This is a genomic window from Pseudomonas sp. B21-028 (genome assembly GCF_024749045.1).
Classification (GTDB): domain Bacteria; phylum Pseudomonadota; class Gammaproteobacteria; order Pseudomonadales; family Pseudomonadaceae; genus Aquipseudomonas.
Genome location: NZ_CP087184.1, coordinates 5,502,680 through 5,529,549 on the forward strand (window position 1 = coordinate 5,502,680; position 26,870 = coordinate 5,529,549).

Here is a 26,870-nt window from a genome sequence, read left to right on the forward strand (position 1 = left end):
GCACGTTTTCGGGCACGCGCTTAAAAAAGAGAGGCCGGGATGTACATCTATCGCTTGGTCCTGCTCCTGGTAGTGGGGATTTATCTGTTCTCCCCGGCCATCATGGATTGGTGGATCGATGCCACGGGTGCCTGGTATCGGCCGTATCTGCTCTGGCTGATCCTGATCGTCGTGACCTTCATCCTGCAGAGCCAAAAAGATGCCGATGAGCTTTAGCCTGACCCAGATGATCCTGATCAGCGCGGCCTACCTGGCAGTGCTGTTCGGCGTAGCCTGGATCAGTGAACGGGGCATGATCCCCCGGGCGATCATCCGCCACCCGCTGACCTACACCCTGTCGCTGGGCGTCTATGCCAGTGCGTGGGCCTTCTACGGTACGGTCGGGCTGGCCTACCAGTATGGCTATGGCTTCCTGTCCAGTTACCTGGGTGTATCGGGAGCCTTCCTGCTGGCGCCGGTGTTGCTCTACCCGATCCTGAAAATCACCCGCACCTACCAGCTGTCATCCCTGGCCGACCTGTTCGCCTTTCGTTTTCGCAGCACCTGGGCCGGTGCGCTGACCACGATCTTCATGCTGGTGGGCGTATTGCCGTTGCTGGCTCTGCAGATGCAGGCCGTGGCCGACTCCATCAGCATCCTGACCCACGAGCCGGTGCAGCATCGGGTGGCCCTGAGCTTCTGTGTCCTGATCATCCTGTTCACCATTTTCTTCGGTTCCCGACACATCGCCACCCGGGAAAAACACGAGGGCCTGGTGTTCGCCATCGCCTTCGAGTCGGTGATCAAGCTGATCGCCATCGGCAGTGTCGGTCTCTATGCGCTTTACGGTGTGTTCAACGGCCCGCAACAGCTTGAACTGTGGCTGCTGCAGAACCAGACCGCCCTCGCGGCCCTGCACACGCCGTTGCAGGAAGGCCCGTGGCGCACGCTGTTGCTGGTGTTCTTCGCGTCGGCGATCGTGATGCCGCACATGTACCACATGACCTTTACCGAAAACCTCAACCCGCGCTCACTGGTGAGCGCGAGCTGGGGCCTGCCGCTGTTCCTGCTGCTGATGAGCCTGGCGGTGCCGCTGATCCTGTGGGCCGGGTTGAAGCTGGGGGCCAGCACCAACCCCGAATACTTCACCCTCGGCATCGGCATCGCCGCCAACAACCGGGCCCTGGCCCTGCTGGCCTATATCGGCGGCCTGTCGGCGGCCAGCGGCCTGATCATCGTGACCACTCTGGCGCTGTCGGGCATGGCCCTCAACCATCTGGTGCTGCCGCTCTACCAGCCACCGGCCGAGGGCAATATCTACCGCTGGCTGAAATGGACCCGGCGGGCACTGATCGTCGCGATCATCATGGCCGGCTACGGCTTCTACCTGATGCTGGGCGATGGCCAGGATCTGGCCAACCTGGGGATTGTCGCCTTCGTTGCCACCTTGCAGTTCCTGCCGGGCGTGCTGTCGGTACTGTACTGGCCAACCGCCAACCGCCGTGGCTTTATCGCCGGCCTGCTGGCGGGCATCCTGGTCTGGCTGGTTGCCATGCTGTTGCCGCTGCTGGGCAACCTGCAGGGCTTCTATATCCCGTTGCTGAACATGATCTATGTGCTCGACGACACCAGTTGGCACATGGCGGCCATCGCGTCGCTGGCGGCGAACGTGCTGATGTTCACCCTGATCTCGCTGTTCACCAACGCCAGCAGCGAAGAGGCCAGCGCCGCCGAAGCCTGCGCAGTGGACAACGTTCGCCGCCCGCAACGCCGTGAACTGCACGCCGCCTCGCCTCAGGAGTTCGCCACGCAACTGGCCAAGCCCCTGGGGGCGAAGGCCGCGCAAAAGGAAGTCGAACAGGCCCTGAGGGACCTTTACCTGCCTTTCGATGAGCGTCGCCCCTATGCCCTGCGTCGGCTGCGGGACCGGATCGAAGCCAACCTGTCCGGCCTGATGGGCCCCAGCGTGGCCCAGGATATGGTCGAGACGTTCCTGCCCTACAAGGCCGGCGGCGAAAACTACGTCACCGAGGACATCCATTTCATCGAAAGCCGTCTCGAGGATTACCACTCGCGCCTCACCGGCCTGGCCGCCGAGCTGGATGCCCTGCGCCGCTATCATCGCCAGACCCTGCAGGAACTGCCGATGGGCGTGTGTTCCCTGGCCAAGGACCAGGAAATCCTGATGTGGAACAAGGCCATGGAAGAACTGACCGGAATCGCCGCCCAGCGCGTGGTCGGTTCCCGCCTGAGCACCCTGGGCGAGCCATGGAAAGGTTTGTTGCAAGGTTTCATCGACTTGCCGGACGAGCACCTGCACAAGCAGCACCTGGCCCTCGATGGCCAGACCCGCTGGCTGAACCTGCACAAGGCGGCCATCGATGAGCCGCTTGCACCGGGCAACAGCGGCCTGGTGCTGCTGGTGGAAGACCTGACCGACACCCAGATGCTCGAAGACAAACTCGTCCACTCCGAACGACTGGCGAGCATCGGCCGGCTGGCAGCCGGGGTGGCCCACGAAATTGGCAACCCGATCACCGGCATCGCCTGCCTGGCGCAGAACCTGCGCGAAGAGCGCGAGGAAGATGGCGAACTGACGGAAATCAGCAGCCAGATTCTCGAACAGACCCGACGCGTATCGCGTATCGTGCAGTCGCTGATGAGTTTCGCCCATGCCGGCGGGCACCAGCACAACGACGAGCCCGTCTGCCTGGCCGAAGTGGCACAGGATGCCATTGGGCTGCTGGCCCTGAACCGGCGCAATTTCGAAGTGCAATTCTTTAACCTGTGCGACCCGGATCATTGGGTCGACGGCGATCCCCAGCGGCTTGCCCAGGTCCTGATCAACCTGCTCTCCAACGCCCGCGACGCCTCACCGGCCGGCAGCGCCGTGCGGGTCAAGAGCGAAGCCAGCGAACACACGATCGATCTGATCGTCGAAGACGAAGGCAGCGGTATCCCACAGAACATCATGGATCGATTGTTCGAACCCTTCTTCACCACCAAGGATCCTGGCGAAGGCACCGGACTGGGCCTTGCACTGGTCTATTCCATCGTTGAAGAGCATTATGGACAAATCACCATCGACAGCCCGGCCGATGTACAAGGCCAACGCGGCACCCGTATACGGGTGACATTACCGCGTCATGTCGAAGCGACGTCCGCTGTGAACTGAGACCGTCGAGAGAATCGAATCAATGCCGCACATTTTGATCGTCGAAGACGAAACAATTATCCGCTCCGCCTTGCGCCGCCTGCTGGAACGCAACCAGTACCAGGTCAGCGAAGCCGGTTCCGTGCAGGAAGCACAAGAACGATTCAGCATCCCAACCTTTGACCTCATCGTCAGCGACTTGCGCCTGCCCGGCGCCCCCGGTACCGAGCTGATCAAGCTCGGCCAGGGCACACCGGTGCTGATCATGACCAGCTACGCCAGCCTGCGCTCGGCGGTCGACTCCATGAAAATGGGCGCGGTGGACTACATCGCCAAGCCGTTCGACCACGACGAGATGCTCCAGGCCGTGGCCCGTATCCTGCGTGACCGACAGACGGCGACCGGCAACCCGGTGGAGCCGACGAACGGTAAAACCACGGCCACGAAAGGCGCCGCCGGCAACAATAACGGCGAAATCGGCATCATCGGCTCCTGCCCTCCCATGCAGGATCTGTACGTCAAGATCCGTAAGGTGGCGCCAACCGACTCCAACGTGCTGATCCAGGGCGAGTCCGGGACCGGCAAGGAACTGGTGGCCCGAGCCCTGCATAACCTGTCCCGTCGGGCCAAGGCGCCGATGATCTCGGTGAACTGCGCGGCGATTCCGGAAAGCCTGATCGAGTCAGAGCTGTTCGGTCATGAGAAAGGCGCCTTCACCGGAGCCAGCGCCGGTCGCGCCGGGCTGGTGGAAGCCGCGGACGGTGGCACGCTGTTCCTCGACGAAATCGGCGAACTGCCGCTGGAGGCCCAGGCACGGCTGCTGCGGGTCCTTCAGGAAGGCGAAATCCGTCGGGTCGGCTCGGTGCAGTCGCAGAAGGTCGACGTACGCCTGATCGCCGCGACCCACCGTGACCTCAAGAGCCTGGCGAAAATCGGCCAGTTCCGTGAGGACTTGTACTACCGCCTGCACGTCATCGCGCTGAAACTGCCGGCCCTGCGCGAACGGGGGGCGGACGTCAACGAAATCGCCAATGCCTTCCTCGCCCGCCAGAGCGCGCGGGTCAACCGCACCGACCTGAAGTTCGCCCCCGACGCAGAACAGGCCATTCGTCATTACGCCTGGCCGGGTAACGTCCGGGAGCTGGAAAACGCGGTGGAGCGGGCAGTGATTCTGTGCGAAAGCCCGGAAATCTCCGCCGACCTGCTGGGGATCGACGTCGAACTCAGTGGTCTCGACGATGAAGAGTTCATCGGCCTGGCCCCTCAACAGGGGGGCACTGCCAACAACACCAGCCACGAGCCTACCGAGGACCTGTCTCTGGAAGACTACTTCCAGCATTTCGTCCTGGAACATCAGGACCACATGACCGAGACCGAACTGGCACGCAAGCTGGGGGTGAGCCGCAAGTGCCTGTGGGAACGTCGCCAGCGCTTGGGGATACCACGTCGCAAGACCGGCGTGGCCAGCGAAAGCTGAGGACATTGTGGGAGCGAGCCTGCTCGCGATGACGGTGCATCAGCTTGCATTCAGGGTGGCTGGCACACCGCAATCGCGAGCAGGCTCGCTCCCGCAGGGGTACAAGGTCGTAACGCAATAAATGTGAAAAAACTGTTACCCAAGCTTTTTCACGTAACAGAAGCCGGGGTTTACGGTAACGAAATCCCGGCTTTTTTTCGCCTCGAAAAAAGCGGCATAACCTTAGAACCCCCGGTTTCGCTGGGTCTCGCAAAAGTTGGCACGCACCCTGCTATAGCTTTGGTACAAGAACAATAACAAGCAATGCACAAGACAATAAAAATAAGACGAATCGACTCACGCACAATAAAAACAAGACGGCGAGAGGCGCAGCTAACTGATTCTTTTGGAGAGGCGTTGTATTTGGGGCTTGCCCCACAACCAGGCCGAGAACAATAAAAACTGTCTCAAGACAGGTGCCTGAACTGGTTGGATCGATTGATCACTGCAACACAGCGACCAAAGCAATCCGTTTGCTCTTGGCTCCCGATTGGGAGGGCCACGCAGGGAAAACCTCGTGGCGTGGGCACTCAACAAAAACAAGAAGCCCGAAACCAATAATAAAAACAGAGCACGCAACTAATTCTGGGGGAGCTTCGGCTCCCCTTGTGGTTTCTGACGTTCCGCCCTCCGAAGCCTACAAGGCTTGCCGCTTAAAGCTTGCAGCTCAAATCTGCTGCGTCCTACACGATCCCCAGACTAAATGCTAGAATCCCCGCCCATCATGCGGTCATTCTTCGTTTTTGGCCGAACATTCCTTCAAACAGTGCATCCCATGCTGAAGAAGCTGTTCCAGTCACTCCGTTCTCCCTTGCGTCGTACGCAACACATCCGCAGCACGCCTGAAGTGCTCAACAGCGGCCAGCACTCATTGCAGAAGGCCCAGTTCAGCCGGTATGCGGTGAACATCGTCGAACGCCTGCAGAACGCCGGCTACCAGGCTTACCTGGTCGGCGGATGCGTGCGCGACATGCTGCTCAACATCACACCCAAGGATTTCGACGTAGCCACCAGCGCCACGCCGGAACAGGTCCGGGCCGAGTTCCGCAACGCACGGATCATTGGCCGGCGCTTCAAGCTCGTCCACATCCACTTCGGCCGCGAAATCATCGAAGTGGCGACGTTCCGCGCCAACCACCCGCAAAACGATGAAGAGGAAGATAGCAACCAGTCTTCCCGCAACGAGAGCGGGCGCATCCTGCGGGATAACGTCTACGGCACGCTGGAAGAAGACGCGCAACGCCGCGACTTCACCATCAACGCCCTGTATTACGATCCGGTCAGCGAACGCATCCTCGATTACGCCAACGGCGTACACGACATCCGCAATCATCTGATCCGCCTGATCGGCGATCCCAAGCAGCGTTACCAGGAAGACCCGGTACGGATGCTGCGGGCCGTGCGTTTCGCCGCCAAGCTGAACTTCGGCATCGAAAAACATAGTGCCGCGCCAATTCGCGACCTGGCACCGATGCTGCGGGAAATCCCTTCGGCGCGGCTGTTCGAGGAAGTGCTCAAGCTGTTCCTGTCGGGCAACGCGGCGGACACCTTCGAGATGCTGGTGGACCTGCAACTGTTCGATCCGCTGTTCCCGGCCAGTGCCGAGGCGCTGGAGCACAACCCGACCTACACCCACACCCTGATCAGCGAAGCGCTGATCAACACCGACCTGCGTATCAAGCAGAACAAACCGGTGACCCCGGCCTTCCTGTTCGCCGCCCTGCTCTGGCCAGCCCTGCCGGCCCGGGTATTGCGCCTGCAAGACCGTGGCATGCCGCCGATCCCGGCCATGCAGGAAGCTGCCCACGAGTTGATCGCCGAACAGTGCCAGCGCATCGCGATTCCGAAGCGCTTCACCATGCCGATCCGCGAGATCTGGGACATGCAGGAACGCCTGCCCCGTCGCAGCGGCAAGCGCGCCGACCTGCTGCTCGACAACCCGCGCTTCCGCGCCGGCTACGACTTCCTGCTGCTGCGTGAAAGCGCCGGCGAGCAGACCGATGGCCTGGGCGAGTGGTGGACCGATTACCAGGACGCCAATGACAGCGAGCGCCGCGAGATGATTCGCGAGCTCAGCGGCAAGGAAGACGGCGCCAGCGGCCCACGCAAGCGTCGTCGCAGCAGCGGCGCCAAGCGTAAGCGGGCCGGTGTGCCGAGCGCGTCGGGCGAGTAATCGATGGAACGCATCTACATCGGCATGGGGAGCAACCTGGCCGAACCCGAGGCACAACTGCGCAGCGCCCTCCGGGCACTGGCAAATCTGCCCGACAGCCGATTCATCGGCGTCTCGGCGTTCTATCAAAGCGATTCACTGCTGCCCGGCCAACCACGCTACACCAATGCCGTGGCGGCGCTGGACAGCCAACTGGCGCCGCTGGAGCTGCTCGATGCGCTGCAAGCCATCGAAACCGGCCAGGGCCGTGAACGCCTGGAACGCTGGGGTCCGCGCACCCTGGACCTGGACATTCTGCTGTACGGCGATCGGCTGATCGACGAACCTCGGCTCAAGGTTCCCCACTACCACATGCACGCCCGGGCCTTCGTGTTGTACCCGCTGGCGGAGCTGGCCCCCGCCGACCTGCGCCTGGCTGACGGGCGCCTGCTCCCGGACCTGCTGGCCGCGTGTCCATTCGCCGGCCTGGAACGCCTGCCGCCCATCTGACGAAAACAATCCCCTGTGGGAGCGAGCCTGCTCGCGATAGCGGTGGGCCAGTCAATATGAATGTCGACTGATACACCGCTATCGCGAGCAGGCTCGCTCCCACAGGGCCCAGTACCGGACAGTCACATTTCAGGCGCCCCCCACGGCTGAAACGCATCAGTAACCCCGGTAACACCCGCCGGTAACACATCCAATTGACTTCCCCGGTGCTCCTCACGACTATAGGCGTCCCGTTGCCGCCAACGCGGCATTGAAGGGCGCAATCCAGGCCTTACAAGCACCACGCATAGAGGGTGCGCCTGTATAAATGACGAATCATGCGCGTTACTCGCAGTAGTTCACGAGCGCCTAATGAGGACTTTTTCATGCCAGCTATTACCCTGACCACGCTGCAAGGTCTCAAGCAGAAAGGCGAAAAAATCGCCATGCTGACCTGCTATGACGCAACCTTCGCCCACGCCTGCAACGAGGCCGGTGTCGAAGTGCTCCTGGTGGGCGATTCCCTCGGCATGGTGTTGCAGGGCCACGACAGTACGTTGCCGGCGACCACTGCTGACATGGCCTACCACGTGGCCTGCGTCAAGCGCGGTAACACCGATGCGCTGATCCTCGCCGACCTGCCATTCATGGCCTACGCCACCCTCGAACAGACCATGACCAACAGCGCCTTGCTGATGCAGGCCGGTGCCCACATGGTGAAAGTCGAAGGTGCGTTGTGGCTGGCCGAGTCGATCCGGTTGCTGGCCGAGCGTGGCATCCCGGTGTGTGCGCACCTGGGCCTGACACCCCAGGCGGTCAATGTGCTCGGTGGCTACAAGGTCCAGGGCCGCAATGAAAACCAGGCGCGGCAGATGCGCGCCGATGCCATCGCGCTGGAGCAGGCCGGGGCGGCGATGCTGTTGCTCGAATGCGTGCCCAGCGAGCTGGCCGAGGAAATCACCCAGGCGGTGAAGATTCCGGTCATCGGGATTGGTGCCGGCAATGCCACCGATGGCCAGGTGCTGGTGCTGCACGACATGCTCGGGCTCTCGCTCACGGGCCGCGCACCGAAGTTCGTGAAGAACTTCATGACCGGGCAACCCAGCATCCAGGCCGCCCTGAGCGCCTACGTGGCTGAAGTCAAAGCGACCACCTTCCCTGGCGCCGAACACGGATTCTCTGCATGAACACCGTCAAGACCGTACGTGAACTGCGGGCCGCCGTGGCCCGCGCCCGCAGCGAAGGCAAACGCATCGCCTTCGTGCCGACCATGGGCAACCTCCACAGTGGCCACGTGGCGCTGGTTACCAAAGCGGCGCAGCGAGCCGACTTCGTGGTGACGAGCATTTTCGTCAACCCGCTGCAGTTCGGCGCCGGCGAAGACCTGGACAAATACCCCCGCACCCTCGCAGCCGACCAGGAAAAGCTGCTCCAGGCCGGCTGCCATCTGCTGTTCGCCCCGTCCGTCGAAGAGATGTACCCCGACGGCATGACCGGGCAAACCCGGGTCAGCGTGCCGCAATTGTCCGAAGGCCTGTGCGGCGCCAGCCGGCCGGGGCACTTCGAGGGCGTGGCGACGGTGGTCAGCAAGCTGTTCAACATGGTCCAGCCCGACCTTGCGGTGTTCGGCCAGAAGGACTTCCAGCAACTGGCGGTGATCCGCGCACTGGTCCACGACCTGAACATGCCGATCCAGATCATTGGCGAGCCGACCGTCCGCGCCGAAGATGGCCTGGCGCTGTCGTCGCGCAATGGTTTCCTCAGCCCTGAACAACGCGCCGTGGCGCCGGTGGTCTACCGCAGCCTCAACAGCATTGCCGAGGCGATCCGACAGGGGCAACGGGACTTCCCGGCCCTGGTTGCCGAGCAGCTCAAGCAACTCGAAGCCGCCGGTATGCGCCCCGATTACCTGGAGATCCGCCAGGCCCGGACCTTGCGCCCGGCCATGCCTGAAGATCGCGACCTGGTGATCCTGGTCGCCGCGTTCCTCGGCACCACGCGACTGATCGACAATCTGCACCTGGATCTCGACGCCGCCTGACACCATCCCCTCTGTGGAACAAACTGTGGGAGCAAGGCTTGCCCGCGATGAAGTTAACGCGGTCGGCCCTGGAACCGAGGTGACTGTATCGCGAGCAAGCTTTGCTCCCACGGGCTCACCCACAGGGGATGGTGGAGCCATTGCCGCCTCGGCAGCCTTCGGGCAAACTGCCCGCCGTTCGGACCCGACCAGAGGAGAAAACCATGCACGCCATCATGCTCAAGGCCAAGCTGCACCGCGCCGAAGTCACTCACGCCGTGCTCGACTACGAAGGCTCCTGTGCCATCGATGGGGAGTGGCTGGACCTGTCGGGGATCCGTGAATACGAGCAGATCCAGATCTACAACGTCGACAACGGCGAGCGTTTCACCACCTACGCCATCCGTGGCGAAGAAGGTTCGCGGATGATCTCGGTCAACGGTGCCGCGGCCCACAAGGCCAAGGTAGGGGACCGCGTCATCATCTGCGCCTACGCCCACTACAGCGAAGCCGAGCTGGTCAACTTCAAACCGCGCATGCTGTACATGGCGCCGGGCAATGAACTGAGCCACACCAGCAACGCCATTCCGGTGCAGGTTGCCTGATCCGCGCCATGCCCCTTGTGGGAGCGAGCCTGCTCGCGATTACGGTAATTCAGTTGGTGTTGCTGGCGACTGACACACCGCAATCGCGAGCAGGCTCGCTCCCACAGTGAGTAACTCTTGTCTCCAAAAGAATGCTTCGTCCTCCCGTCTGTCGGCCCCTTCCCAGCCCCGTTGTATAAAAAAGTACCGGGAACCGGTCTGACAAAGCCAAGACAGATCGCAACGCGAGGTTTACTGTAGTCGCCCTGCGCCCGCAGATCGTGTCGACGCAGGTGTCCGGACGTCCACCATGGGCCATGCCGGAATTTTTAGTGTACAAAAGGTCGTTCAAGTAAAAGGAAACCCGCAGCGATGGCGTACTACCGAAACCCTCATGACGTGACCGCCCTGCCCGCCTGGCAGGCGCTGAATGACCACCGCAAGGCCATGCAGGATTTCAGCATGCGCGAAGCGTTCAATGCCGATCCGCAGCGTTTCAACCAATTCACCCTGTCGAGCTGTGGCCTGTTTCTCGATTATTCAAAAAACCTGATCACCGCCCAGACCCGCGACCTGCTGGTGGGCCTGGCCAATGAAGTCGACCTCAAGGGCGCGATCAAGGCGCTGTTCGAAGGCGAAATCATCAACGCCTCCGAAAACCGCCCCGCCCTGCACACCGCCCTGCGTCGGCCGGTGGGCGACCGCTTGCTGGTGAACGGCGTCAATGTGATGCCGGATGTGCACAAAGTGCTGAACCAGATCACCGACCTGGTGGGCCGCATTCACGATGGCCTGTGGCGCGGCTACACCGAGAAGCCGATCACCGACGTGGTGAACATCGGTATCGGTGGTTCGTTCCTCGGCCCGGAACTGGTCTCCGAAGCCCTGTTGTCCTACGCGCAAAAAGGCGTCCGCTGTCACTACCTGGCGAACATCGACGGCAGCGAGTTCCACGAGCTGACCATGAAACTGCGCGCCGAGACCACACTGTTCATCGTCTCGTCGAAATCCTTCAACACCCTCGAAACCCTGAAGAACGCCCAGGCCGCCCGCGCCTGGTACCTCGCCCAGGGCGGCTCCGAAGCGGAACTGTATCGCCACTTCATCGCCGTATCGAGCAACAACGCCGCCGCCGTGGCCTTCGGCATCCGCGAAGAAAACATCTTCCCGATGTGGGACTGGGTCGGCGGGCGTTACTCGCTGTGGTCGGCCATCGGCCTGCCGATCGCCCTCGCCATCGGCATGTCGAACTTCAAGGAACTGCTGTCCGGCGCCTATTCCATGGATCAGCATTTCCAGAGTGCGCCGTTCGAACAGAACATGCCGGTGCTGCTGGCCTTGCTGGGCGTGTGGTACGGCAATTTCTGGGGCGCGCAAAGCCACGCGATCCTGCCGTACGACCATTACCTGCGCAACATCACCAAGCACTTGCAGCAACTGGACATGGAATCCAACGGCAAGAGCGTGCGCCAGGACGGTACTCCGGTGTCCACCGACACCGGCCCGGTGATCTGGGGCGGCGTCGGCTGCAACGGCCAGCACGCCTACCATCAGTTGCTGCACCAGGGCACCCAATTGATCCCGGCCGACTTCATCGTGCCGGTCGTCAGCTTCAACCCGGTTTCCGATCATCACCAGTGGCTGTACGCCAACTGCCTGTCACAAAGCCAGGCACTGATGCTCGGCAAGACCCGCGCCGAGGCCGAAGCCGAGCTGCGGGACAAGGGCGCCAGTGAGGAGGACGTGCAGAAACTCGCCTCTCACAAGGTCATCCCGGGCAACCGTCCGAGCAACACCTTGGTGGTGGAACGTATCAGCCCACGGCGTCTTGGCGCATTGGTGGCGCTGTACGAACATAAAGTGTTCGTACAAAGCGTGGTCTGGGGCATCAACGCCTTCGACCAATGGGGCGTGGAGCTGGGCAAGGAACTGGGCAAGGGGGTCTACAACCGTCTGGTGGGCAGCGTAGAAAGCGCGGCCGAAGACGCTTCGACCCAGGGCCTGATCAACTACTTCCGTGGACGTCATCGCGGCTGATCCAAACGGCGCACTACCCCTGTGGGAGCGAGCCTGCTCGCGATAGCGGTGGATAAGTTGACATCAATGTCGACTGACACGCCGCCATCGCGAGCAGGCTCGCTCCCACAGTCGTTTGTGCATGACTTGAACCCTCCGGCTACTCGGCGCATCTTTATGACTTGTCGCAAAAACAAGAATAGGGAACCGTCATGTTCGATATCAGCCAGTACCCCCAAGCCGATGCCGTCCGCCGGGCTGCGCAACTGAGTCAGGACGAATACCAGCGGCTCTACAAAGAATCCATCGAACACCCCAGCACCTTCTGGGCTGAACAGGCCACCCGGTTTCTCGACTGGATGAAGCCCTGGCAAACCGTCCAGCGCTATGACCTCAAGAACGGCGATGCCACCTGGTTCGCGGGCGGCAAGCTGAATGTCAGCGCCAATTGCATTGACCGGCATCTCGAAAAGCGCGGCAACCAGACGGCAATCATCTGGGAAGGCGACAACCCCGCCGAATCGGCGGAAATCACCTATCGAAAACTCCACAATCACGTGTGCCGCCTGGCCAATGTGCTGAAAAGCCGTGGTGTGAAGAAAGGTGACCGGGTCTGCATCTATATGCCGATGATCCCGGAAGCGGCCTACGCCATGCTCGCCTGCACCCGCATCGGCGCGGTGCATTCGGTGGTGTTCGGCGGGTTTTCGCCGGACTCGTTGCGTGACCGGATTCTCGATGCCGATTGCCGCACCGTGATCACCGCCGACGAAGGCGTGCGCGGCGGGCGCTTCGTCCCGCTCAAGCGTAACGTCGACAAAGCCCTGGAAAGCTGCCCGAACGTCAGCACGGTCCTGGTGGTCGAGCGAACCCAGGCCGAAGTGAGCTGGGTCGAAGGCCGCGACCTCTGGTATCACCAGGCCATGCACGACGCCAGCGACGACTGCCCGCCCGAACCGATGGACGCCGAAGATCCACTGTTCATCCTCTACACCTCCGGCAGCACCGGCAAACCCAAAGGCGTGCTGCACACCACCGGCGGCTATCTGCTGCAGGCGGCCATGACCTTCAAGTACGTGCTGGACTATCGCGACAACGAAGTGTTCTGGTGCACCGCCGATGTCGGCTGGGTCACCGGTCACAGCTACATCGTCTACGGCCCGCTGGCCAACGGCGCTACCACGCTGATCTTCGAAGGCGTCCCCAGCCATCCCGACAGCTCGCGGTTCTGGCGGGTGATCGACAAGCACCAGGTCAACATCTTCTACACCGCCCCCACCGCCCTGCGTGCATTGATGCGTGAAGGTGCCGGACCATTACAAGCCACGTCGCGCAAAAGCCTGCGCTTGCTCGGCAGTGTCGGTGAGCCGATCAACCCGGAAGCCTGGGAATGGTATTTCAACGCGGTGGGCGAGCAGCGTTGCCCGATTGTCGATACCTGGTGGCAGACCGAAACCGGCGGCATCATGCTCAGCCCGCTGGTAAGCGTCCAGCGACTCAAGCCGGGCTGCGCCACCCGCCCGATGTTCGGCGTGCAACCGGTATTGCTGGATGAAACGGGCAAGGAAATCAGCGGCCCCGGCAGCGGCGTACTGGCAATCAAATCCAGCTGGCCGGGACAGATCCGCAGCGTCTACGGCGATCATCAACGCATGGTCGACACCTACTTCAAGCCCTACCCCGGCTATTACTTCACCGGCGACGGCGCCCGCCGTGACGAGGACGGCGATTACTGGATTACCGGACGCATCGATGACGTGATCAATGTCTCCGGCCACCGCATCGGCACCGCCGAGGTGGAAAGCGCCCTGGTGCTGCACGACAGCATCGCCGAAGCGGCGGTCGTCGGTTACCCCCACGACCTCAAGGGCCAGGGCATCTATGCCTTTGTCACGCCCATGAACGGTGTAGAAGCCAGTGACGATCTGAAGAAGGAGTTGCTGGCCCTGGTCAGCAAGGAAATCGGCAGCTTCGCCAAACCGGAGCTGATCCAGTGGGCGCCGGCACTGCCCAAGACCCGCTCGGGCAAGATCATGCGGCGCATCCTGCGCAAGATCGCCTGCAACGAACTCGACAGTCTCGGCGATACCTCGACCCTGGCCGATCCAAGCGTGGTGGAGGGGCTGATCGACAAGCGCCTGAATCAGTCGTAACACTCCCCTGTGGCGAGGGGATTTATCCCCGTCCGGCTGCGCAGCAGTCGTAAAGCCGGCTGCCGCGGTTTACCTGCTACACCGCGGTGCCTGGCGTTGGGGCTGCTGCGCAGCCCAGCGGGGATAGATCCCCTCGCCACGGGGCTCGGCTCTTCGCCGCATGCAATGTTCATAACTGCTAAACTCCCGCGCCTCATTTCCTTAAGGCGCGCTTGGCATGTCTTCCTTGAATCAGGCGCTGCGCGCCGCCCTCGACCAGCGTCAGGACCTGCTCAGCCAGTTGCACCAGCAAGGCACCGATTGCTATCGCCTGTTCCATGGCAGCCAGGAAGGCGCACCCGGCCTGACCGTCGACCGCTACGGCCCGCAATTGCTCGTGCAGAGCTTTCATCAGTCGCTGGAGCGCGATGCCTTGTTGCAGCTGCACGGCATCGTCAACGAAGCCCTGGGCCTCGACACCCTGCTGGTCTACAACGACCGCGCCCGGGGCAACTCGCGGATCGACCGCCAGGACACGGTTTATCAGGCCGAAGAAGCCGCCCTGCAAGACCTGGTCGGCCATGAATGGGGCTTGAATTATCGGGTGCGTGGACGTCATGCCGGGCAGGATCCGCTGCTGTTTCTCGACCTGCGCAATGCCCGGGGCTGGGTCAAGGAACACAGCCGCGACAAAAGCGTGCTGAACCTGTTCGCCTATACCTGCGGCGTTGGCCTGAGTGCCGCGGCTGGCGGCGCGCGGGAGGTGTGTAATCTGGACTTCGCCGAAGGCAACCTGGCGGTGGGACGCGAGAATGGCCTGCTCAACCCCGCGTTATTGCCCATGGAGTTCGTGCAGTCGGACTACTTCCCGGCGATCCGCCAGCTGGCAGGCCTGCCCATCAGCCAACGGCGCGGACAGAAACTCCCCAGTTATGTACGCCTGGAACAACGCCAGTACGACCTGGTGCTGCTCGACCCGCCGGCCTGGGCCAAGAGCGCCTTCAGCACCGTCGACCTGTTGCGGGACTACCAGAGCCTGCTCAAGCCGGCGCTGCTCGCCACCGCCGACAATGGCGTGCTGATCTGTTGCAACAACCTGGCGAAGGTATCCATGGACGACTGGCGCGAACAGGTGCTGCGCTGTGCGGAAAAAGCCGGCCGGCCGGTGCGCGAATGGAGCGTGCTGACGCCCGGTGAGGATTTTCCCTCCATGGACCGCAATCCCCCGCTCAAGACACTGATCCTGCAGTTCTGAGCCAACCTCAGGACTCCTACGGAAAAAACGGACAATTCTCATAAATCCCAGTGGCTTCGGAACCGTAAACGCATGCCATACTCCAAGGCACTCCGATTCCACCAGATGAAGCCACACATGCCCAAAGGATTGCTGCGCGCCCTCGGCGCCCTGTTCACCGCACTGGCCCTCTACAGCCTGCTGGGTTTTCTGATACTGCCAGGCATTGCCTTGCGCATCGCCAATCAGCAACTGGCCAACCATGCCACGGTGCCGGCCCAGATCCAGCGTATCGAACTCAATCCTTTCAGCCTTGAAGTCACCGTCTGGGGCCTGAATATCGGCGAGCCGGGCAAGGAGCAGGTGGGCTTCGAACGGCTCTACGCCAACCTGCAGATCGACAGCCTGTGGTCCGGCGCCCTGCACCTGGCCGACATCGAACTGGACAAACCCAAGACCGAGGTGGTGTTCGCCAAGGACGGCCAGTTGAACCTCGTGGGGCTGTTCAAGCTGCCACCCAGCGAGCCGACCCCGGCCGATCCCGAGGCCAAGCCGTTTCCCCTGCGGGTCGACCGGATCAAGCTGACCACCGGTTATGTCCATTTCCAGGACCTTCGCCCCAGCGAACCCATCGAATTTCTCTACGACACCCTTGATTTCGAGCTGAAGAACCTCAGCACCCTGCCCGACGACAGCGCCGACATGACCCTGGTGGCCGCCGGCCCCGAAGGTGGAAAGATCGACTGGACCGGTAATTTCAGCCTTTCGCCGATCGCGTCCGAGGGCAAGCTCAAGGTCACCGATGGCCAGATGAAACTCTGGTGGCCTTACGTCCGCGACGCGGTACCGCTGGTGCTGGAGAACGGCATCCTCAATCTGAGCACCGATTACAAGCTCAACCTGGACAAGGGCACCGAGCTGCTGCTCAACAACGTGGCCGTCAGTGTCGCGCCTTTCGCCATCAAGGCCCCCGATGGCCGTCCACTGGCGAAACTCGAACGCCTGGATGTCAGCGAAACCACGGTGGACCTGGCGAAACAACAGGTGATCGTGGGCAAGATCCGCAGCCAGAAGCTCGAAACCTGGGCGGCACGCGAGGCCGATGGTCAGTTGGACTGGCAGAAACTCTTCGCCAGCCAGCCGACCAAACCGCAGGTCAAGGTTGAGCCGGCATCGGCCCCGGCAGCGGCCGACTCCCCCAAACCTGAACCAAAGGCACCCGGCAAGCCGTGGCAGGTGCTATTGAAGGATGTGCAACTGCGCGATTACCGGGTGCATCTGGCCGACCGCCAGGCGCAACCTGCCGTGGCACTGGACGTCGGCCCGCTGAACCTCGACCTGCAGAACTACGACACCCTCAACGGCTCGCCTTTTACCCTCAAGCTTGATAGCGGCGTGGGTAAACAGGGCAAGCTCCTGGCCGACGGCGAAGTCAACCTGAACCCGATCACCGCCAGGCTCAAGGTCAAGACCCAGGACATCGACCTGCGTGTCGCCCAGGCCTATATCACCCCATTCATTCGCCTGGAGCTGCGCTCGGGAATGCTCGGCAGCGACCTGGCGGTCGACCTCAAGAGCACCGCGCCGCTGGCCTTCGCGGTCACCGGTCGCGCCCAGGTCGACCAACTGCACACCCTCGACACCCTCAAGACCCGCGACTTCGTCAAATGGCAGAGCCTGGTGCTCGAAGGCCTCAACTATCAGCACGGCGACAGCCTGTCCATCGACAAGGTCAACCTGTTCCAGCCTTATGCCCGCTTCATGATCAACAGCGATCGCACCACCAACGTCGATGACTTGCTGGTCCCACAGCCGCCGGACAACGACACGAAGAGCACCACGGCAAAACCGGCTTCTCAAGAGAAGCCGCTGGGTATCCGCATTGGCGCGATTGCCATCAACGACGGTTCGGCCAACTTCGCCGACTTCAGCCTGACGCCGAATTTCGCCACCGCCATCCAGCAGCTCAACGGTCAGATCGGCACCATCGACAGCCGCCAGGCCAAACCGGCCAGCGTGGACGTCAAGGGCAAGGTCGACCGCTATGCGCCGGTAACGATCAAGGGCGCACTCAACCCTTTCAATCCGATGGAAAGCCTCGATATCGCCACCAGCTTCAAACGGGTGGAGCTGACGACGCTGACGCCCTACTCCGGCAAATTCGCCGGCTATCGCATCCGCAAGGGCCGACTCAATCTCGACCTGCATTACCGGATCACCAAGGGTCAGCTCCAGGCCGAGAACAAGGTGGTGGTCGAGCAACTGCAACTGGGGGAAAAGGTCGACAGCCCGGACGCCGTGAGCCTGCCGCTGAAACTGGCCGTCGCGCTGCTGAAGGATTCCGAGGGCAGGATATCCATCGAGTTGCCGGTGTCCGGCAACCTCAACGACCCGCAATTCAGTGTGATGCCGATTGTCTGGCAGACCCTGCGCAACCTGGTGGTGCGAGCGGCCCAGGCGCCGTTCAAACTCATCGGCGGGCTGGTGGCCGGCGGTGGCTCGGAAGACCTGGGCAATGTTGCGTTCGCAGCCGGCTCCAGCGACCTGAGCCCGGAAAGCGAAGGCGTGCTGCTCAAGCTCTCCGAGGCGCTGGCCAAGCGTCCGGAGCTGCGCCTGGAAATCGAAGGCACCGCCGCCGAGAGCAGCGACGGGCCGCTGCTGGCCAGTCAGCGCCTGGAGCGCGAGTACCAGTACAACTACTACAAGATGCTGCAACGCCGGGGCGACAAGGTTCCAGCCAAGGCTTCGCTGCTGCAGGTACCGGAGGATGAAAAGGCCCCGCTGCTGGAAGGCATCTACCGAACCCGTCTCAAGACCCAGCCGCCGGCCGAATGGACACAACTGGATAAAAAAGCCCGCATCGAAAAACTGCGTGAAGGCGTCATCAAGTTCTGGAGCGGCAGCGACGTATTGCTGCGCGAGCTGGGCCAGGAACGGGCCAGCAGCATCAAGGACTTCCTGGTGGACAAGGGCCAACTGGCCGATGACCGGGTGTATTTCATCGACGCCAGCCTCGGCCAGGCCGAAAGCGACGGGCGTGTGATCACTCCTCTGCATCTGGATGCCGAATAGGATGAAGCGTCTCTACTGGCTCGGCCTGGGCTTACTGCTCATCACCCCGTACGCATCGGCTGCCGACACATTGCGTTGCGGCAGCCAGTTGATCAGTGTGGGCGACCGTTCGAGCGAAGTGCTGCAAAAGTGCGGGCAACCGGTGGCGCGGGACGATCTGGGCTACAAACGCAGCGTCAATCGCCGGGAGGAATATCCGGTAGAGGAGTGGACCTACGGCCCCAACAGCGGCATGTATCAGTTCTTGCGCTTCGAGGGTAATCGGTTGGTGCAGATCACCAGCCGGCGTGGGCACTGAAGCTGGCAATGACTCCGCCATCGCGAGCAGGCTCGCTCCCACGGGATCGGCGCCGACCGTACACTTTTGGAACAACCCAGAACCAATGTGGGAGCGAGCCTGCTCGCGATGGCGGTAGACGAGCCAACACAAGTGCCGACTGACTTTCACCCAAAATAAAACAGGCCCCCGGCAAATGCCGAGGGCCTGTGGCGGCCACGTCCCTGTGGCCTTTCGCATGAACTCCAAAGCAACGGCAAACGTATGACACAGCCCGTTTGCCGCGCCCTCTCCCAGTCCAGGCGAGAAGTCTTGGCCTTATTCGGCCTTCAGGCCATCAGCCGATACGGCTTTGACGCCTTTGATTTTCTTGGCGATTGCTACGGCGGTGGTCTTTTGAGCGTCGGTAATGGCTACGGTTGAAGACAGGGATACGACGCCTTTGTTGGTTTCAACCTTGATGTCAGAACCTGGGATACCTTTTTCGGTAATCAGATCAGCTTTGACCTTGGTGGTGATCCAGGTGTCCTTGGTTTCTTCCTTGGCTTTAGTCACTTCACCAGCAGCCAACATCATCGGAGCCTGGGTCGCTTGAGCAGTCTCGGCAAATGCGTTAGCCATGGTCAAGGTCAGTGCGGCAGCAGTAGCGGCAGTGATAGCGAACTTCTTCATACGAGTAACTCCTGTTTTTCTCAGAAACTGCCGGAGGTGTATCCCGGCAGGGTTATCAGGAGTAGTGCGAAGGGTGTGCCAGTTTTTAGGCGTTCATTAATTCCTTTTAAATCAGACAGTTAACCGAAACGGCAACTTTCAAAATCATGCAAAATGCAATGAGCTGTTGATTTAGGACATGCAAGTTGCGGGTTTTGGGTCTCTCTAAGCTTATGAAATAAGGAGATTTTTTTGTGACGAGGGGAACTGGGCTTATTCCCGCTGGCCTAGTTGCCGCCCAGCGCGCAGAGGTCCTTATTATGGAGTTGCTACGCAGCCCAGCAGGAGTACGCTCCCTCGTCACAGACTGTTCGCCTTATACGCCCGGGCACCCTTTAGGGGCGAATTCCTTAGCCGCGGTGGTAGCACAAGTCCACACGCCGTTCCCATCACGAGTAAGAGTAATTGTTTTGCCCAGTACCGGGCCGGGAGCATTGAGCAGGGTGCAGCCAATGCTACCCTTGCCGGTAGTGGCGGAGCCTGAAGCGGTCATGGTGCAATTGCCGGTTGTTGCCGTTCCACCGATGGTCTCCAAGCTTGGATCAGTACCCTGGTTGATCATATCCTCGAACGGCACCTTCAACGCGGTCGCTTCCGCCACCGCCGCCGTTACCTTGGCCCGCGCCTGATACTTGGAATATTGCGGCAACGCAAACGTCGCCAGAATGCCGATGATCGCCACGACGATCAGCAGCTCGATCAGGGTAAAACCATTCTGCTTGCTCATAGACATCTCCATTACATGAGGCGAAATCTCATGGTTGGAGGGGGCGTTGCACGGCACATGCCAACCCCTCCAGCCCAGCCAGCAAGGGGCCTAAGCCCACAGACGCCCTACGTCCTACTCCAACATCCGCACTATCTGACGTTTTTTGTCACCTGGCCCCGCTGGTTTGGCGTCGATGCTTGACTAGGCTATAAGTCATGAACTGTCAGCAGTCGGTATCCCCATGAATGACATCGCCCTCAGCGGCCTGACCAAGCAACTGGTGCTGGCCGAGCTGATCACCGAACAAAGCGCGCAGCAGGCGCAGCAGCAAGCCCAACGCAACCGCATGCCCCTGGTCAGCTACCTGGTGCAGAACAAACTGGTCCAGAGTCGCCAGGTTGCGGAAATCGCCTCGGAGCATTTCGGCGTCGCCCTGCTGGACCTCAACAGCCTGGACAAGGAAAGCCAGCCCACCGGCCTGGTCAGTGAAAAACTGGTCCGGCAACACCATGCCCTGCCGCTGTGGCGGCGCGGCAACAAGCTGTTCGTGGGAATCTCCGACCCCACCAACCACCAGGCCATCAACGACATCCAGTTCAGTACCGGCCTGACCGCCGAGGCCATCCTGGTGGAGGACGACAAACTCAGCGATGCCATCGAGAAGTTTTTCGAGTCCAGCACCACGGGCCTGGAAGGCATGGGTGATGTCGACCTCGATGGCCTGGACATCGAGTCGGACGACGATCGCAAGCAGGACGCCATTACCGGCCAGGATACCGACGACGCGCCGGTGGTGCGGTTCGTCAACAAGATGCTGCTGGACGCGATCAAGGGCGGTTCTTCCGACCTGCACTTCGAACCCTATGAAAAATCCTACCGGGTGCGTGTGCGCACCGATGGCATGCTGCGGGAAGTGGCCAGGCCGCCGACCCAACTGGCCAGCCGCATCGCCGCGCGCCTGAAGGTCATGGCCAGCCTGGATATTTCCGAGCGGCGCAAGCCGCAGGACGGCCGGTTGAAAATGCGCCTGTCGAAAACCAAGTCCATCGACTTCCGGGTCAATACCCTGCCCACGCTCTGGGGCGAAAAAGTAGTGATCCGGATCCTCGACCCTTCCAGTGCGCAAATGGGCATCGATGCCCTGGGCTACGAACCGGATCAGAAGGAGCTCTACCTCGCGGCCCTCAAGCAACCACAAGGGCTGATCCTGGTGACCGGGCCAACCGGCTCGGGCAAGACTGTCTCGCTCTACACCGGCTTGAATATCCTCAATACCGTGGACATCAACATCTCCACCGCCGAAGACCCGGTGGAAATCAACATGGAAGGCATCAACCAGGTCAACGTGACCCCGCGTCAGGGACTGGACTTTGCCCAGGCCCTGCGCTCGTTCCTGCGCCAGGACCCGGACGTGATCATGGTGGGTGAGATCCGCGACCTGGAAACGGCGGAAATCGCCATCAAGGCGGCCCAGACCGGGCACATGGTGCTCTCCACCCTGCACACCAACAGCGCCGCCGAAACCCTGATCCGCTTGCAGAACATGGGCATCCCCGGCTTCAACATCGCCACGGCGGTCCACTTGATCATCGCCCAGCGCCTGGCGCGAAAACTGTGCAGCCAATGCAAGAAAGCCACGGAGATTCCCGAGGAGACCCTGCTCAAGGAAGGCTTCCCCAAGGAACGCATCGGCTCATTCACGATCTATGAGCCGGTCGGTTGCGAACAGTGCAACAGTGGCTACAAAGGACGCGTGGGGGTTTACGAAGTGGTGAAAAATACGCCCGAACTGCAACGGCTGATCATGGCCGAAGGCAATTCCCTGGAAATCGACCTGCAAATGCGCAAAGACGGTTTCAATGACCTGCGCACTTCAGGGCTGCTCAAAGTGATGCAAGGCGTGACCAGCCTGGAAGAAATCAACCGGGTCACCAAGGACTGAACATGGCGGTCAAGGCAGTAAAAACCGATACCTACACCTGGGAAGGCAAAGACCGCAAAGGCACGAAGATGTCCGGCGAGCTGACCGGCCAGAGCCCGGCGCTGGTCAAGGCGCAATTGCGCAAACAAGGCATCAACCCGGAAAAGGTACGCAAGAAATCCACGTCGATATTCAGTAAGGGTAAACGCATCAAGCCGCTGGATATCGCCCTCTTCACCCGCCAGATGGCGACGATGCTCAAGGCCGGTGTCCCCCTGCTGCAAGCCTTCGACATCATTGGCGAGGGCTTCGACAATGCCAACATGCGCAAGCTGGTGGACGAGGTGAAACAGGAGGTCGCCGCCGGCAACAGTTTCGCCGCGTCGTTGCGCAAGTGCCCGCAATACTTCGATGAGCTGTACTGCAACCTGGTCGACGCGGGTGAACAGGCCGGCGCCCTGGACACCCTGCTGGACCGGGTCGCGACCTACAAGGAAAAGAGCGAGGCCCTCAAGGCCAAGATCAAGAAAGCCATGACCTATCCGGCGGCCGTTGTAGTCGTCGCGGCAGTGGTCACCGGTATTCTGCTGGTCAAAGTGGTGCCGCAATTCGAATCGGTATTCTCCGGGTTCGGGGCACAATTACCTGCGTTCACGCTGATGGTCATCGGTCTGTCGGAGTTCATGCAAGAGTCGTGGTGGCTGCTGCTCGGCGCAGTGGCGGGCGCATTCTTTGGCGTGAAGTATGCGCTCAAGCACTCCCAGGGCTTTCGTGACTGGCGCGATAAATGGCTGCTCAAACTGCCGCTGGTCGGCGCCCTGATGTACAAGTCCGCGGTAGCCCGCTACGCCCGGACGCTCTCCACCACCTTCGCCGCCGGTGTGCCACTGGTGGAGGCGCTGGACTCGGTCTCCGGCGCCACCGGCAACGTGGTGTTCAAACGTGCGGTCCAGCGCATCCGGCAAGATGTCTCGACCGGCATGCAGTTGAATTTTTCCATGCGCGCCTCAGGCATCTTCCCGAACCTGGCGATCCAGATGACCGCCATTGGCGAGGAGTCCGGGGCGCTGGACGACATGCTCGACAAGGTGGCAGGTTTTTATGAGGCCGAGGTCGACAACCTGGTGGACAACCTCACCAGCCTGATGGAACCGTTCATCATGGTGGTCCTGGGGGTGGTCGTCGGCGGTCTGGTGGTTGCCATGTACCTGCCCATCTTTCAACTCGGCTCTGCGATCTGACATGCCTTTGACCGAATTCTTTGCGCTTTATCCCCTGGCCTTTGTGCTGACGGCGCTTTTGCTCGGGCTGATCGTTGGCAGCTTCCTCAACGTGCTGGTGTGGCGCCTGCCCAAGATGCTCACCCGGGAATGGCGGCTGCAAGCCCACGACCTGCTGGGCCTGCCTGCCGAAACGCCCGGCCCGGCCTATAACCTGATGCTGCCCCATTCCCAATGCCCCCACTGCGACCACCGCATCCGGGCCTGGGAAAATATCCCGTTGTTCAGCTACCTCGCACTGCATGGCCGCTGTTCCAGTTGCGCCACCCCCATCGGTCGACGCTACCCCCTCACCGAGCTGGCCTGCGGCGCGCTGTCGGCGTTCGTCGCCTGGCATTTCGGCTTTGGCTGGCAGGCCGCGCTGGTGATGGTCTTGAGTTGGGGCCTGCTGGGCATGAGCCTGATCGATGCCGAACATCAATTACTGCCCGATATCCTGGTGCTGCCGTTGTTGTGGCTGGGGCTGATCGTCAACAGCTTCGAGGTGTTCGTCTCGTTGAAGCAGGCGATGTGGGGCGCGGTGGCCGGCTATCTGGCGCTGTGGTCGGTATTCTGGGTCTTCAAGTTGATCACCGGCAAGGAAGGCATGGGCTACGGCGACTTCAAGTTGCTGGCGATGCTGGGAGCCTGGGGCGGCTGGCAGATCCTGCCGCTGACGCTACTGCTCTCGTCGCTGGTGGGCGCCGTGGTCGGGGTCATTGTGTTGCGCATGCGAAATGCTCCGGCTTCGACACAGATCCCCTTTGGACCCTATTTGGCCATTGCCGGCTGGATTGCCTTGCTCTGGGGTGGTCAAATAACCGACTTCTATTGGCACTCTGTCGGTTTCTAATGATTTCCTTATGAACAATCCCGTGGAAAGACCCTGGATTCTTGGCCTGACCGGCGGCATCGGCAGCGGTAAAAGTGCCGCCGCCCAGCACTTCATCGACCTGGGCGTACATGTGATCGACGCCGATCATGCAGCGCGCTGGGTGGTCGAGCCGGGGCGTCCGGCGCTGGTGGAAATCGCTGAGCACTTCGGCCCGGACGTACTCCAGGCCGACGGTACGCTGGATCGCGCGGCCCTGCGCAAGCTGATTTTCGAGAACGCCGATGAGCGCCGCTGGCTCGAAGCGCTGCTGCATCCGTTGATCGCCGACGAAATTGCCCACCACCTGGCCCAGGCCCGATCGTCATACGCAATCCTCGTCTCGCCACTGTTGATCGAGTCAGGACAGTACGCCATGACCCAACGCATCCTGGTGATCGACGCGCCCGAACAACTTCAGATCGAACGGACCTTGCAGCGCGACCGGATCAGCGAGCAACAGGTCCAGGCGATCCTCAAGGCTCAATCCGGCCGCCAGGATCGCCTGGACCATGCCGACGACGTGGTGGTCAACGACCGCGACCTCGCCTGGCTGCACAGCGAGGTCGAACGCCTGCATCATTTCTACCTTACATTGCTTGGAGGCCAATCATGAGCCAGACCCCAACCGTTGATTGCCCGACCTGCGGCGCCCCTGTCGAATGGAGCCCGGAGAGCAAGTTCCGGCCTTTCTGTTCCGATCGCTGCAAGCTCATCGACCTGGGCGCCTGGGCGTCGGAAGAACACAAGATCCCCGTCAGCCCCGATGCCGAGGACGAACTGTTCAGCGAAGATTTCAACCCCCGCTCACACCACTGAAAAACCTAAGGCCGCATGAACCCGTAGTCCTGTTTTTCGTCGAGATTTTCCGCCAGGAAGCTCAACTCATCGGCCAGGTCCTCGGCGCTGCGCACTGTCTTGCTCTGTTGCACGATCGCACTGAGCAAGGCACGCAGGCTCAGGCCCGGATCGAAACCGATCTCCATGGCCGCATCGTGGCTACGCCTGATCTCTTGTCTCGCCCACTCATAGACACCCATCGTTGTGCTCCTGGAAGTTTTCCAGAGCATGAACGGCGCCTGCCTGCACGACCTTGATATGCGTCAAGCCTTGTCGTCATCCTTCCAGGGTGCCGACAGATAGCGCGTACGGTTGAAGGTTTCCAGCCATTCGGGGCTGAATACCACCAGCGCACTGATCACCATGCCGTTGATGAACGCTTCCGGGAAAATGATCAACCAGAGGTAGCCGACGAAATCGCTCAGCCAATAAGGCATGGCGAACACCCCGTCGTACCACAACAGACCCAGCCCCAGCAGCAGGCACAGCAATGCCGACAGGGCCGCGGCGAGGAACCCCGAACAGAAGATATACACGAACAGATTACGCGGCTGGGCGCGCTCCACCAGGACCGCGCAGCATTCGGTGACCAACACCGGCAGCAGAATCAACAGCACCCCGTTGACGCCCAGCGCCACCATGTCCTGGCGCCCCAGCAGCACCAGCGCAAGCTGGGCAATGAGGCCGCCAAGGATTGCCAGCGGCCAGTCCAGCAGCAGCGTCACGGCAGTCATGCCGATGAAGTGATAGGACACACCGGTGTCGAAATCCCGTCGCACCAGCCACAACATGAACAGCGCCAGCACCGTGCCGAACAGCAGGTGCTGGCGACGGCTGTCGGTAAACAGCTCCACCCACGGCGCCCGCCACACCGCCCAGGCCAGCACCGGGACATAGATCATCCAGCCTGCCAGAAGCGTCTGGGGTGAGAGCAGTTCGGCTCCGATCATGGGAACTACACCTTTCGCTTGTCTTTTCCAGCAACCGGCACAGCGCAGGCCCCGTCGGGCTGCGATCTTTTCCAGGCACTTGAATGCCCAGTGTCCGGGAAAAGATCGCAGGCTTCGCCAGCGCCTACAACCTCAGACTCTTTTGGGCGCGCTACGCACGCCAGCGGGGATAAATCCCCTCGCCACAAGAATTGTGCACAGCTTTATGTCTCTATTGACGCGCAGAGTCTACACCCCCACTCATCAGACTCATTCATCAACGCAACGCTTCCAGCTTGTCGCAATTGAACGCTAAGCTTGAGCTCATGGATGATTCCGATTATTTACGCCTGCTGACCATCGCGGCCGAGCAAGCCAACGCGTTTCTCTCCAATGCCCGCAAATGGGAGCGTGAGCGTTGGGTCTGCCAGCGACTGCTGCAAGGGCTGAACGTGCCCTACCGCGCCGACGAGTTCGCCCCCGCCGGGGAGCCACCGGACGTGTTGTTCCGTGACGCCAACTTCGAGGTGTTCTTCGTCCTCGACGAAGGCCGTCGGCTCAATGACGAATGGCGCGACGAACTGCAACGCCGTCGCAGCGCATTCTCACTGAGCCAACTGGTGCGCCGCGAAGCCAAGCCCAGGCGGATCCCGGCCAATGAATTCCTGCTGAGGCTGGCGCCGACCCTGCGCAAGAAAGCCCACAACTACACCGAACGCGGCATGGACCTGGGAGAGCTGGACATCATTGCCTTCGCCAGCCTGAAGCGTGAAGTACTGGACCTCAACAGCCATTTCCCGCCGCCCACCGAATACCTGCGTCAGGGTTGGCGCTCGCTGTCGCTGGTGGGACCAACCTTCGCCCGGGTGCTGTTCGCCCACCCCGATGCGCCGGATTTCCTGCGGGGCAACCTGGGACGCAGCATCGTGTTCGATGTGGGGATCAGCCTGTGAATCATCACCGTGCCCACCGAACGGCTATGCTGTTCGCAGCCGCGGGCAATCC

23 protein-coding genes are annotated in these 26,870 nt (G+C 61.4%); 19 read left to right on the forward strand and 4 right to left on the reverse strand.

Annotation, left to right across the window (positions count from 1 at the left end; translation table 11 throughout):
* Positions 1-39 precede the first annotated feature (39 nt).
* The 13 genes from LOY35_RS23795 to LOY35_RS23855 all read left to right on the forward strand — a co-directional run bounded on the left by LOY35_RS23795 (position 40) and on the right by LOY35_RS23855 (position 18,646).
* A complete protein-coding gene (locus tag LOY35_RS23795; RefSeq protein WP_003176118.1) occupies positions 40-216 on the forward strand; it encodes a hypothetical protein in 177 nt (58 codons plus the stop codon).
* Positions 200-3,154 carry a sensor histidine kinase gene (locus LOY35_RS23800; RefSeq protein WP_258627854.1) on the forward strand — a complete coding sequence of 985 codons (2,955 nt, stop codon included), beginning with the start codon at positions 200-202 and terminating at the stop codon, positions 3,152-3,154. Before LOY35_RS23795 ends, LOY35_RS23800 begins: the two co-directional genes overlap by 17 nt.
* A gap of 22 nt (positions 3,155-3,176) precedes the next feature.
* Positions 3,177-4,610 (forward strand): sigma-54 dependent transcriptional regulator, encoded by a 1,434-nt coding sequence (locus LOY35_RS23805; RefSeq protein WP_258627856.1) that lies wholly within the window; start codon positions 3,177-3,179, stop codon positions 4,608-4,610.
* An 814-nt stretch (positions 4,611-5,424) separates the two neighbouring features.
* Complete coding sequence (locus LOY35_RS23810; RefSeq protein ID WP_139649759.1) at positions 5,425-6,822, forward strand: polynucleotide adenylyltransferase PcnB; 1,398 nt, start codon at positions 5,425-5,427, stop codon at positions 6,820-6,822.
* Between the two features lie 3 nt (positions 6,823-6,825).
* Complete coding sequence (gene folK, locus LOY35_RS23815; RefSeq protein ID WP_258627858.1) at positions 6,826-7,311, forward strand: 2-amino-4-hydroxy-6-hydroxymethyldihydropteridine diphosphokinase; 486 nt, start codon at positions 6,826-6,828, stop codon at positions 7,309-7,311.
* A gap of 365 nt (positions 7,312-7,676) precedes the next feature.
* Positions 7,677-8,477, forward strand: coding sequence for a 3-methyl-2-oxobutanoate hydroxymethyltransferase (gene panB, locus LOY35_RS23820; RefSeq protein ID WP_024779591.1), 801 nt, complete (start codon positions 7,677-7,679; stop codon positions 8,475-8,477).
* On the forward strand, positions 8,474-9,331 hold the full coding sequence (gene panC / locus LOY35_RS23825; protein ID WP_258627862.1) for a pantoate--beta-alanine ligase: 858 nt from the start codon (positions 8,474-8,476) through the stop codon (positions 9,329-9,331). Before panB ends, panC begins: the two co-directional genes overlap by 4 nt.
* Positions 9,332-9,534: 203 nt before the next feature.
* Entirely contained in the window at positions 9,535-9,915 is a 381-nt protein-coding gene (panD, locus tag LOY35_RS23830; RefSeq protein ID WP_007963888.1) for an aspartate 1-decarboxylase, read from the forward strand.
* Between the two features lie 351 nt (positions 9,916-10,266).
* The gene (gene pgi / locus LOY35_RS23835; protein WP_258627867.1) at positions 10,267-11,931 is read left to right on the forward strand and encodes a glucose-6-phosphate isomerase; all 1,665 of its coding nucleotides are present in this window, start codon (positions 10,267-10,269) and stop codon (positions 11,929-11,931) included.
* 191 nt (positions 11,932-12,122) lie between these two features.
* Entirely contained in the window at positions 12,123-14,063 is a 1,941-nt protein-coding gene (gene acs, locus LOY35_RS23840) for an acetate--CoA ligase (RefSeq protein ID WP_258627869.1), read from the forward strand.
* Between the two features lie 217 nt (positions 14,064-14,280).
* The gene (locus LOY35_RS23845; RefSeq protein ID WP_258627872.1) at positions 14,281-15,297 is read left to right on the forward strand and encodes a class I SAM-dependent rRNA methyltransferase; all 1,017 of its coding nucleotides are present in this window, start codon (positions 14,281-14,283) and stop codon (positions 15,295-15,297) included.
* Between the two features lie 117 nt (positions 15,298-15,414).
* Entirely contained in the window at positions 15,415-18,348 is a 2,934-nt protein-coding gene (locus LOY35_RS23850; RefSeq protein ID WP_258627874.1) for a DUF748 domain-containing protein, read from the forward strand.
* A 1-nt stretch (position 18,349) separates the two neighbouring features.
* Positions 18,350-18,646 carry a DUF2845 domain-containing protein gene (locus LOY35_RS23855; protein WP_144929969.1) on the forward strand — a complete coding sequence of 99 codons (297 nt, stop codon included), beginning with the start codon at positions 18,350-18,352 and terminating at the stop codon, positions 18,644-18,646.
* Positions 18,647-18,943: 297 nt separating this feature from the next.
* Here the strand turns inward: LOY35_RS23855 and LOY35_RS23860 are convergent, their stop codons facing one another.
* Positions 18,944-19,297, reverse strand: a complete 354-nt coding sequence (locus LOY35_RS23860; protein ID WP_258627876.1) for a BON domain-containing protein — start codon at positions 19,295-19,297, stop codon at positions 18,944-18,946.
* Between the two features lie 355 nt (positions 19,298-19,652).
* A complete protein-coding gene (locus LOY35_RS23865; RefSeq protein WP_258627881.1) occupies positions 19,653-20,063 on the reverse strand; it encodes a pilin in 411 nt (136 codons plus the stop codon).
* Positions 20,064-20,286: 223 nt separating this feature from the next.
* On the opposite strand from LOY35_RS23865, the gene pilB reads away from it, so the two are divergent.
* The 5 genes from pilB to yacG are packed head-to-tail and all read left to right on the forward strand — an operon-like array spanning position 20,287 to position 24,915.
* A complete protein-coding gene (gene pilB, locus LOY35_RS23870; RefSeq protein WP_258627884.1) occupies positions 20,287-21,987 on the forward strand; it encodes a type IV-A pilus assembly ATPase PilB in 1,701 nt (566 codons plus the stop codon).
* Between the two features lie 2 nt (positions 21,988-21,989).
* The gene (locus LOY35_RS23875; protein WP_258627887.1) at positions 21,990-23,207 is read left to right on the forward strand and encodes a type II secretion system F family protein; all 1,218 of its coding nucleotides are present in this window, start codon (positions 21,990-21,992) and stop codon (positions 23,205-23,207) included.
* 1 nt (position 23,208) lies between these two features.
* Complete coding sequence (locus LOY35_RS23880) at positions 23,209-24,078, forward strand: A24 family peptidase (protein ID WP_258627888.1); 870 nt, start codon at positions 23,209-23,211, stop codon at positions 24,076-24,078.
* Between the two features lie 10 nt (positions 24,079-24,088).
* Positions 24,089-24,712 (forward strand): dephospho-CoA kinase, encoded by a 624-nt coding sequence (gene coaE / locus LOY35_RS23885; RefSeq protein WP_258627889.1) that lies wholly within the window; start codon positions 24,089-24,091, stop codon positions 24,710-24,712.
* Positions 24,709-24,915, forward strand: a complete 207-nt coding sequence (gene yacG, locus LOY35_RS23890; protein ID WP_024779578.1) for a DNA gyrase inhibitor YacG — start codon at positions 24,709-24,711, stop codon at positions 24,913-24,915. The genes coaE and yacG overlap by 4 nt, the downstream gene beginning before the upstream one ends.
* Positions 24,916-24,920: 5 nt before the next feature.
* Here yacG and LOY35_RS23895 read toward each other — a convergent pair whose 3' ends face one another.
* Both LOY35_RS23895 and LOY35_RS23900 read right to left on the reverse strand, forming a co-directional pair.
* On the reverse strand, positions 24,921-25,136 hold the full coding sequence (locus LOY35_RS23895) for a hypothetical protein (RefSeq protein WP_258627894.1): 216 nt from the start codon (positions 25,134-25,136) through the stop codon (positions 24,921-24,923).
* Positions 25,137-25,199: 63 nt separating this feature from the next.
* The gene (locus LOY35_RS23900) at positions 25,200-25,886 is read right to left on the reverse strand and encodes an energy-coupling factor ABC transporter permease (RefSeq protein ID WP_258627898.1); all 687 of its coding nucleotides are present in this window, start codon (positions 25,884-25,886) and stop codon (positions 25,200-25,202) included.
* A gap of 305 nt (positions 25,887-26,191) precedes the next feature.
* Here LOY35_RS23900 and LOY35_RS23905 point away from each other — a divergent pair, with 305 nt between their 5' ends.
* Positions 26,192-26,818, forward strand: a complete 627-nt coding sequence (locus LOY35_RS23905) for a DUF1780 domain-containing protein (protein WP_003185538.1) — start codon at positions 26,192-26,194, stop codon at positions 26,816-26,818.
* Positions 26,819-26,870: the final 52 nt, after the last annotated feature.

Coding starts and splice junctions, on each gene's coding strand:
- LOY35_RS23905 (WP_003185538.1), top strand. CDS start 26,192: ATGGATGATTCCGATTATTTACGCCTGCTGACCATCGCGGCCGAGCAA.
- panC (WP_258627862.1), top strand. CDS start 8,474: ATGAACACCGTCAAGACCGTACGTGAACTGCGGGCCGCCGTGGCCCGC.
- LOY35_RS23875 (WP_258627887.1), top strand. CDS start 21,990: ATGGCGGTCAAGGCAGTAAAAACCGATACCTACACCTGGGAAGGCAAA.
- LOY35_RS23855 (WP_144929969.1), top strand. CDS start 18,350: ATGAAGCGTCTCTACTGGCTCGGCCTGGGCTTACTGCTCATCACCCCG.
- LOY35_RS23900 (WP_258627898.1), bottom strand. CDS start 25,886: ATGATCGGAGCCGAACTGCTCTCACCCCAGACGCTTCTGGCAGGCTGG.
- LOY35_RS23850 (WP_258627874.1), top strand. CDS start 15,415: ATGCCCAAAGGATTGCTGCGCGCCCTCGGCGCCCTGTTCACCGCACTG.
- LOY35_RS23795 (WP_003176118.1), top strand. CDS start 40: ATGTACATCTATCGCTTGGTCCTGCTCCTGGTAGTGGGGATTTATCTG.
- LOY35_RS23800 (WP_258627854.1), top strand. CDS start 200: ATGCCGATGAGCTTTAGCCTGACCCAGATGATCCTGATCAGCGCGGCC.
- LOY35_RS23810 (WP_139649759.1), top strand. CDS start 5,425: ATGCTGAAGAAGCTGTTCCAGTCACTCCGTTCTCCCTTGCGTCGTACG.
- LOY35_RS23865 (WP_258627881.1), bottom strand. CDS start 20,063: ATGAGCAAGCAGAATGGTTTTACCCTGATCGAGCTGCTGATCGTCGTG.
- LOY35_RS23895 (WP_258627894.1), bottom strand. CDS start 25,136: ATGGGTGTCTATGAGTGGGCGAGACAAGAGATCAGGCGTAGCCACGAT.
- LOY35_RS23805 (WP_258627856.1), top strand. CDS start 3,177: ATGCCGCACATTTTGATCGTCGAAGACGAAACAATTATCCGCTCCGCC.
- acs (WP_258627869.1), top strand. CDS start 12,123: ATGTTCGATATCAGCCAGTACCCCCAAGCCGATGCCGTCCGCCGGGCT.
- LOY35_RS23845 (WP_258627872.1), top strand. CDS start 14,281: ATGTCTTCCTTGAATCAGGCGCTGCGCGCCGCCCTCGACCAGCGTCAG.
- LOY35_RS23860 (WP_258627876.1), bottom strand. CDS start 19,297: ATGAAGAAGTTCGCTATCACTGCCGCTACTGCTGCCGCACTGACCTTG.
- LOY35_RS23880 (WP_258627888.1), top strand. CDS start 23,209: ATGCCTTTGACCGAATTCTTTGCGCTTTATCCCCTGGCCTTTGTGCTG.
- coaE (WP_258627889.1), top strand. CDS start 24,089: ATGAACAATCCCGTGGAAAGACCCTGGATTCTTGGCCTGACCGGCGGC.
- panB (WP_024779591.1), top strand. CDS start 7,677: ATGCCAGCTATTACCCTGACCACGCTGCAAGGTCTCAAGCAGAAAGGC.
- pilB (WP_258627884.1), top strand. CDS start 20,287: ATGAATGACATCGCCCTCAGCGGCCTGACCAAGCAACTGGTGCTGGCC.
- panD (WP_007963888.1), top strand. CDS start 9,535: ATGCACGCCATCATGCTCAAGGCCAAGCTGCACCGCGCCGAAGTCACT.
- folK (WP_258627858.1), top strand. CDS start 6,826: ATGGAACGCATCTACATCGGCATGGGGAGCAACCTGGCCGAACCCGAG.
- pgi (WP_258627867.1), top strand. CDS start 10,267: ATGGCGTACTACCGAAACCCTCATGACGTGACCGCCCTGCCCGCCTGG.
- yacG (WP_024779578.1), top strand. CDS start 24,709: ATGAGCCAGACCCCAACCGTTGATTGCCCGACCTGCGGCGCCCCTGTC.